Source organism: Alloprevotella tannerae ATCC 51259 (assembly GCF_000159995.1).
GTDB classification, from domain to species: Bacteria; Bacteroidota; Bacteroidia; order Bacteroidales; family Bacteroidaceae; genus Alloprevotella; species Alloprevotella tannerae.
The window spans coordinates 91,155-98,596 of sequence record NZ_GG700644.1; the positions used below are offsets into that span (position 1 = coordinate 91,155).

Below are 7,442 nucleotides of genomic sequence, written 5' to 3' on the forward strand. Positions count from 1 at the left end.
ATAATGTAGCTGTTGATCGGAGTAAAAAAGTTGGATCGGTTTGTGCTGGGGAACTTCTTGTTGATTTTCTCCGGCTCCTTCTTTATCACCTTGTTTGTCCTGATGATGCAATTCACGTGGCGCTACGTCGATGAGATTGTTGGCAAGGGCATAACGATGGACATTCTGGGTCAATTCTACTGGTATATGGCCATTACGATGGTCCCGATGGCGCTACCGCTTGCAGTGCTGCTGGCCTCGCTGATCTCCTTTGGTAATATGGGAGAACGGCTCGAACTCTTGGCAATGAAAGCGGCCGGCGTTTCGCTCCTGCGCATTATGCGTCCGCTTGCCGTGCTCGTCATAGGCCTTGCAGCGGTCTCCTTTTATTTTCAGAATCGTGCAGCGCTTGATGCACAAAAAAATCTGACCTCACTTTTGTGGAGTTTGAGAGAGACTTCGCCGGCGCTGGAAATACCGGAGGGCGTCTTTTATGGGAAAATCAACAGTTTCAGCCTATACGTAGAGCGCAAAGACGTGGCCACGGGCAAGCTCTACAATGTAATGATTTATAAAACCGACCAGGGATTCGACAAGGCGCAGATCGTAGTGGCCGATTCCGGTCGTTTGGAGGTGACAAACGATAAGGAGCATCTCATATTTGATATTTGGAACGGCGAACAGTTTGAGAATCTGCAAGCCGGCGGGGCGCAAGCGGCGCTCAATACAAAGGGCGTGCCCTACGATCGAGAGACGTTTGAATACAAGCGCTTCATCATCGACTTTAACAGCAACTTCGAGAAGCAGGATGCGGAGCAGTGGAGCGGGTCGGCCATAACAAAGAATCTGAAGCAGCTGTCTGCTTCGATCGATTCGATGAATACGGCGCTGGACTCCATAGGACAAGACAATTATAAACAGGCAAAGCAGACGACTTACTGTTGCCCGCCGCTTCAACCTCAACACGCAGCTGCTCTGAAACGGTTGGGCAAAGGCGCGAAGTTTGACTTTGATACGATTATGGCCCGTATGCCGGCTGAAAAACGCGTGCAAACCATTCGCGCAGCCGCAGCTTCGGCAGCTACATACGCTTCTGAATTAGAGTGGAAAAGCCTGACTACGGAAGAAGGCGATAAGAGCGTGCGCACACACCGCATCCAGTGGCACCAGAAGTTTACGATGTCTATAGCCTGCATATTTTTCTTCTTCATTGGTGCACCCTTGGGGGCTATTATTCGCAAGGGAGGACTGGGTATGCCGACCATCATCGCCGTGATTCTCTTCATTTTCTATTACATCATCAACACTTCGGGCATGAAGATGGCGCGCGACGGCGCTTGGAATATGATCTTCGGTATGTGGATTTCGACTGTGGTGCTCACTCCCTTGGGTTGCTTCCTGACGTATAAGGCTAACAATGATTCCGTTGTGTTCAATGCCGATGTTTATACAGCCCTCTTTAAACGCTTGCTGGGCTTGCGCTCGAAACGTAACATCACGCGTAAAGAAGTGATTATCGAAATGCCTGATTATGCGGCGCTTCTTGAAGAAATAGACGAGTTGGAGCAGATTTGCAAGGCTTATGCGGACCATAAACGCCTCTATGCAGCACCGAGTTATATACGTGCTTTCTTCAAATCGCGCCCCGATCACGCTGCAGAAGATATACAACAGCGCGTAGAGCAACTTGTGGAGGCTTTATCCAATTCGGATCGACGCGAAATCCTCTATCGCTTGAACCAATTGCCCTTGATTTATGCACGGGCACATACCTCACCGTTTGAAAATAAGCGCCTCAATATCCTTTGCGGCGTATTGCTTCCGGTAGGTTTTATCTTATGGTTTCGCATATGGCGCTTCAGGCTTCGCCTCCATAAAGATATGAAACAAATCACAGCTGTTTGCTCTGCCTTGCGCCCCCTTGTGGCGAAAGCTGCAGGCAAAGAAGCTGCATCATACGATTTATTAACTTCAAAACAAAACCCCATTAATCAATACAATAATCATGATGAATGAAAAATACGAGTTGGCTTCTGTAGAAGAGGCCTTGGAAGATCTGAAAGCCGGCAAATTTGTCGTAGTCGTAGACGATGAAGATCGCGAAAATGAGGGCGATCTCGTTATGGCGGCTCAGTTTGCCACTCCGGAGAGCGTTAATTTTATGCTAAAATATGGTAGGGGCGTATTATGCACACCTATTACGAACCAACGTTGTCACGAACTCGGTCTGGCGCGTCAGGTGGATTCAAATACAAGTATGTTGGGCACACCGTTTACGGTTACGGTTGACAAACTCGAAGGCTGCACGACGGGTGTTAGCAGCCACGATCGCGCAGCTACTATCCGCGCCTTGGCAGATCCGACCAGTACGCCGGAAACCTTTGGCCGCCCGGGTCATATCAACCCCTTATATGCGCAGGATCGCGGCGTCTTGGTGCGTGCCGGACACACGGAGGCATCAGTTGATATGTGCCGACTCGCAGGTCTGTATCCGACCGCCACACTCATTGAAATCTTAAACGAAGATGGGACGATGGCGCGCATGCCGCAGTTGCAAGTATTCGCCAAAGAACACGGCTTGAAGATCATGACGATCAAGGATCTGATAGCTTATCGCTTGAAAATGGAATCTTTGGTGGAGAAGGGAGAAGAAGTGGATATGCCTACTAAATATGGACACTTCCATCTTATTCCTTTTCGCCAAAAGAGTAATGGAAAGGAACACGTCGCGCTGATTAAAGGCGAATGGAAAGATGATGAGCCCGTTCTGGTCCGCGTTCACTCTTCTTGTGCGACGGGAGACATCTTTGGCAGCAAGCGTTGCGACTGTGGCGACCAGCTCCACAAAGCGCTTGAGATGGTAGAAAAAGAAGGTCGAGGCGTTGTGCTCTATCTGAATCAAGAAGGGCGTGGTATTGGACTGATGGCAAAGATTGCTGCCTACAAACTGCAAGAAGAAGGCTATGATACGGTAGATGCCAATATCCATTTGGGCTATGACCCGGATGAGCGAGACTATGGCGTCGGCGCACAAATACTGCGTATGCTCGGCGTGAGAAAGATGCGGCTGATGACCAATAATCCTGTGAAGCGCGTGGGCTTGGAAGCCTACGGATTGGAGATCACAGAAAACGTGCCCATAGAAATTACACCCAATCCTTATAATGAGCGCTACCTTCGTACGAAGAAAGAAAGAATGGGTCACACCCTGCATTTTAATAAGTAGTATATAGTAAATTAAAAACGAAAGGCGCGCGCCGCTGGCGCGGCGCTTTTTATCAAAAATAAAAGAATATGGAAGATAAAAATGTAGTAAACTATACTTCAACCGCGTCACGCCCGGCGGCTTTCGCTGCTCTGATGCGTGATGTGTATGCTTGGATGGCCTTGGCTTTAAGCTTGACAGGACTAATGGCAATGTTCGTTGTGCAGCAACCGCAATTGGTACAATTGATCTTTGCCAATCGCTTCGTCTTTTATGGTCTGCTCCTTGCAGAAGTAGGTTTGGTGATGTATTTGTCGGCCTGTTTAATGGAGATGTCTTTCGCAAAAGCCGGCATTCTTTTTGTGCTCTATTCCATCTTGAATGGCGCGACCTTATCCTGCGTGTTCTTTGTTTATACAACAGAAAGCATCGCCGTAACCTTTTTTGTCACGGCCGGCATGTTTGGCGCTTTAGCTTTATTGGGCACATTTATTAAGCGCGATCTCTCATCTTTTGGGCGCTTTTTATACATGGCGCTCATCGGATTGATTATCGCAAGTGTTGTAAATCTGTTTTTTGCTAGTTCTACCTTATATTGGATTACGACGTACGCAGGTGTGTTCATCTTTATTGGCCTTACAGTCTACGATACAAAAAAGATTCGGGAGTTGCTTTACCTATATGGTGAAGAACGCAATGAAGAATCGATGAAGATGGCTTTAATTGGCAGCTTACAGTTGTATCTGGATTTCATCAATCTGTTCTTATATTTGTTGCGCATCTTTGGTCGACGTCGCTAAGTCCAATCTCTTTTATTGCGTATGCTGTTCTTTTGATGCTCGATCGTTGGTTGCCGCATTAGCAAGCGCTTCGAGGAGCTGAAATGACAGTATACGCAATAGTATTCTTGCCTTGGTTTTGGCTGAGGCTTACAAAAAATGCATTAAATAAAGGAACAAAAAAACGCGGCGTGTGCAATGCGTGGCTAAAAAGGCTCTTTACTCTTTGCTTTCTGCGAGAAGAATGCATTTATATCGTTCCCTGTGGCTTTCAGATAAAGAAAATTACTACTTTTGCAAGTCATTTACTATAATGCCTTGCGTCGATGATAAAGAAGAAGGCGTTGTAGATTTGCAATGATAGAATGGACGGCACAATCTTCAAAATAGATATCGATAAAGTGTTGCACGATAAAGCCGGAAAGAAGGCCGGCTATATCCCCCGCTTTATGGTGAGTTGGCTAAAGAAGACAATTCACCAAGAAGAAATCAATGCTTTTCTCGAAGAAGAGGGCGACCGTCAAGGAGTTCCTTGGCTTTGGGATTGTCTGCGCTATTTAGGTGTTGAGTTGAAGGTCGAAGGCCGCGAGAATCTCCCCTCGCCGAGTGATGGAAAGCTGTATACATTTGTGAGCAATCATCCGCTGGGTGGTCAAGATGGCGTTGCTTTAGGCGCAGTTCTTGGTGAGCATTACGATGGTCGCATTAAATATTTGGTGAACGACATTTTGATGAATCTGCACGGCTTAGCGCCGCTCTGCATTCCCATCAACACAACCGGAAAAAAAGGCCGTGACTTTCCAAAAATGGTAGAAGCAGGTTTTGCGGGCAATGATCATATTATCATGTTCCCGGCCGGACTCTGCAGTCGTCGGCAAAAAGATGGGCAAATTCGAGATCTTGCGTGGAAAAAGACGTTTATTACGAAAAGCATTAGTTCGCAGCGCGACGTTGTTCCCATTTATTTTAGCGGGCACAACTCAAATTTCTTCTACAGACTTGCAAATATCTGCAAGTGGCTGCATATAAAGTTTAATGTTGCGATGCTTTTTCTCGTAGATGAGATGTATAAGAACCGAAATAAAACTTTTACAATCAAGATAGGCGAACCCATCCCCTGGCAGACCTTTGATCGTTCACGCTCCGACCAAGAATGGGCCGCATATGTGAGAGAAAAGGTCTACCAACTCTGAAACTCTTTGTTTGCAGAAACAATTTGACTACAGGCTGAAAATAAATAAAGAATGGAAGAAACGATCATCGCCCCCGTAGAGCGAGACCTATTGGCCGCCGAATTGACGCCCGAGCGAAAACTTCGCACCACCAATAAGGGAGGTAACGAAATCTATGTCGTTACCTATCATCAAGCGCCTAACGTATTGCGTGAAATAGGGCGCTTGCGCGAGATTGCCTTTCGTACGGCTGGCGGAGGCACCGGAAAGGCCTGCGATTTAGACGAGTCGGATGTTTGCGAACATCCCTATTACCAATTAATCGTCTGGAATCCTTCCTCTTTAGAGATCTTAGGAGGCTACCGTTTCTTACCGGGTGCCGAAGCCGCGTTTGATGAGTCCGGGCAGCCCATCTTAGCTACAAGCCATCTCTTTCATTTCTCTGATGAATTCTTGCGCGACTATTTCCCGCGCACCGTAGAGTTAGGGCGCTCTTTCGTCACCTTAGAGTATCAGAGCAGCAGAGCAATGACCAAAGGCCTGTTTGCCTTGGATAATTTGTGGGATGGCTTAGGCGCACTCACAGTAGTCATACCCGGCTTGAAATATTTCTTCGGAAAAATGACGATGTACCCCTCTTTCGATCGTCAAGCCCGAGATATGATCCTCTTCTTCTTGCACAAGCATTTTGGTGATAGAGATAATTTAATCACCCCCCTTCAACCCATTCGCTTGGAGTCAGAACAAAGAGATCTGGAGCAACTTTTTTGCGAAGACGATTTAAAAAGAGACTATTTAATATTGAACAAGGCCGTGCGCCGCTTGGGCTACAACATCCCGCCCTTAGTCAATGCTTACATGGGGCTTAGTCCGACGATGCGCTGTTTTGGTACAGCTGTCAACGATACCTTTGGCAATGTCGAAGAGACTGGTATCCTTATAGCAGAAGACGAAATCTTAGAAGAAAAGCGCAAGCGCCATATAGATAGCTTCATCAAGGAGCATCCCGATTGGATCAATAACTTTAGCAATCTCGTTTTGCGCAAATCCACGACCCGCTAAGCGCAGCCTTCGTTCAAGAAAAATAAACTAATAAGTGACATCACTGAACAAGACTATAGTATTAACAATTTAAACAATTACTACGATGAAAAAGTATCGCTGTACAGTTTGCGACTGGGTTTATGACCCCGAATTAGGCGACCCAGATGCTGGCATAGCTCCGGGCACAGCCTTTGAAGATCTTCCAGATGATTTCGTATGCCCCCTCTGTGGCGTAGGAAAAGAGGATTTCGAACCGATTGAAGACTAAATTCTTTTTAGTCAATACATAATAGAAAGTCGGACGATACACAAAAAGCATCGCCCGACTTTTTCATTCTGCCCTCATAGCCCAAATGCAAAAACGATGATGTCTCATACAACGATTCCCTCAGTCAACGCCGGCGACACGCGTTGATGAAATATCGAACACTATCTCAATTTGCACAAGCTTCTCTAATGCATCACTCATCCTCAACGATTATCGCCTACTTAAATATTCGCTTTTTCTTGCGGATGTAAACAATTGCAAATTCCGTGTCGCATAGAGTAACGCTCCAAGCCAATTTGCATAAACACCCGCAATCATACTTTGATAAGACAATCCCGCCCATTATTCACTACCATATAATATGGTATAGCCGGCGCCATTCAATCCTTCACCCAACTCTGCAATATCCGTAACTTTTTCAAACAATAGCAAGCGTAGCCCTTCGAGATCTATTGTTTGCTGCCGGCAAACTATCGTTTGCTCGGAAGAAACTATCGTTTGGTGGCAGCAAACCATAGTTTGGCGCCACCAAACCATATAAAAATAAAAGTTGATCACTCAAGGCTTGAGGCGACAGGAATATTTTTTTAAGATAATTAGAATCCGATGCACCATCATCGAAAAATAAAGGGAAAACGCCGAACTTGATCGTAAATTCACGGATTTTTTCCCTTAGATCCCCCTTCAATGTTTAATGTTTATAATAAAAAGAAGGGAAGGGGAGCAGCAAAGACCGTTTTTTTAATCCCGGTTTTAGGTTGTCTTTTGGGGATTCTGCTATTTCTGCATGTCAAATTTTGCCATCTCCGGATTTATTTTCGTTTTTGCGTAAAAAAGTTTGTTGTGTGTTTGGTTGTAATGGGATTTTGTTCTACTTTTGCACTCGCTTTCCAGCGCCGAGGCGTTAGGTTTAGCATCAAGAAAGCGATCTTTGAAAGAATTCCATAGACTTTTATGCAGAAGAAGCAGAAAGAGTTTCAATCCGAGGATGCTTC

At 46.0% G+C, this 7,442-nt stretch carries 7 protein-coding genes; 6 read left to right on the forward strand and 1 reads right to left on the reverse strand.

Annotated elements, in window-relative coordinates; genetic code table 11:
* The first annotated feature begins 12 nt into the window (after positions 1-12).
* From GCWU000325_RS10780 to rd, 6 genes are all read left to right on the forward strand, one after another.
* Positions 13-1,995, forward strand: a complete 1,983-nt coding sequence (locus tag GCWU000325_RS10780; protein WP_083788017.1) for an LptF/LptG family permease — start codon at positions 13-15, stop codon at positions 1,993-1,995.
* The gene (locus GCWU000325_RS10785; protein ID WP_006256691.1) at positions 1,985-3,205 is read left to right on the forward strand and encodes a bifunctional 3,4-dihydroxy-2-butanone-4-phosphate synthase/GTP cyclohydrolase II; all 1,221 of its coding nucleotides are present in this window, start codon (positions 1,985-1,987) and stop codon (positions 3,203-3,205) included. Before GCWU000325_RS10780 ends, GCWU000325_RS10785 begins: the two co-directional genes overlap by 11 nt.
* A 68-nt stretch (positions 3,206-3,273) precedes the next feature.
* Complete coding sequence (locus tag GCWU000325_RS10790; RefSeq protein WP_006256693.1) at positions 3,274-3,984, forward strand: Bax inhibitor-1/YccA family protein; 711 nt, start codon at positions 3,274-3,276, stop codon at positions 3,982-3,984.
* Positions 3,985-4,328: 344 nt separating this feature from the next.
* Positions 4,329-5,156 (forward strand): hypothetical protein, encoded by an 828-nt coding sequence (locus GCWU000325_RS10795; protein ID WP_006256695.1) that lies wholly within the window; start codon positions 4,329-4,331, stop codon positions 5,154-5,156.
* 51 nt (positions 5,157-5,207) lie between these two features.
* A complete protein-coding gene (locus GCWU000325_RS10800; protein ID WP_006256696.1) occupies positions 5,208-6,197 on the forward strand; it encodes a GNAT family N-acetyltransferase in 990 nt (329 codons plus the stop codon).
* A gap of 85 nt (positions 6,198-6,282) precedes the next feature.
* A complete protein-coding gene (gene rd / locus GCWU000325_RS10805) occupies positions 6,283-6,447 on the forward strand; it encodes a rubredoxin (protein ID WP_006256697.1) in 165 nt (54 codons plus the stop codon).
* 342 nt (positions 6,448-6,789) lie between these two features.
* On the opposite strand, the gene GCWU000325_RS12100 is transcribed toward rd, so the two are convergent.
* Positions 6,790-7,005: a hypothetical protein gene (locus tag GCWU000325_RS12100; RefSeq protein WP_154646672.1), complete on the reverse strand. Its 216-nt coding sequence runs from the start codon at positions 7,003-7,005 to the stop codon at positions 6,790-6,792.
* Positions 7,006-7,442: the final 437 nt, after the last annotated feature.

Bases quoted from the DNA above. Each gene is read 5' to 3' on its own strand.
- GCWU000325_RS10785 (WP_006256691.1), top strand. From the start codon at position 1,985: ATGATGAATGAAAAATACGAGTTGGCTTCTGTAGAAGAGGCCTTGGAA.
- GCWU000325_RS10795 (WP_006256695.1), top strand. From the start codon at position 4,329: ATGGACGGCACAATCTTCAAAATAGATATCGATAAAGTGTTGCACGAT.
- GCWU000325_RS10800 (WP_006256696.1), top strand. From the start codon at position 5,208: ATGGAAGAAACGATCATCGCCCCCGTAGAGCGAGACCTATTGGCCGCC.
- GCWU000325_RS10790 (WP_006256693.1), top strand. From the start codon at position 3,274: ATGGAAGATAAAAATGTAGTAAACTATACTTCAACCGCGTCACGCCCG.
- rd (WP_006256697.1), top strand. From the start codon at position 6,283: ATGAAAAAGTATCGCTGTACAGTTTGCGACTGGGTTTATGACCCCGAA.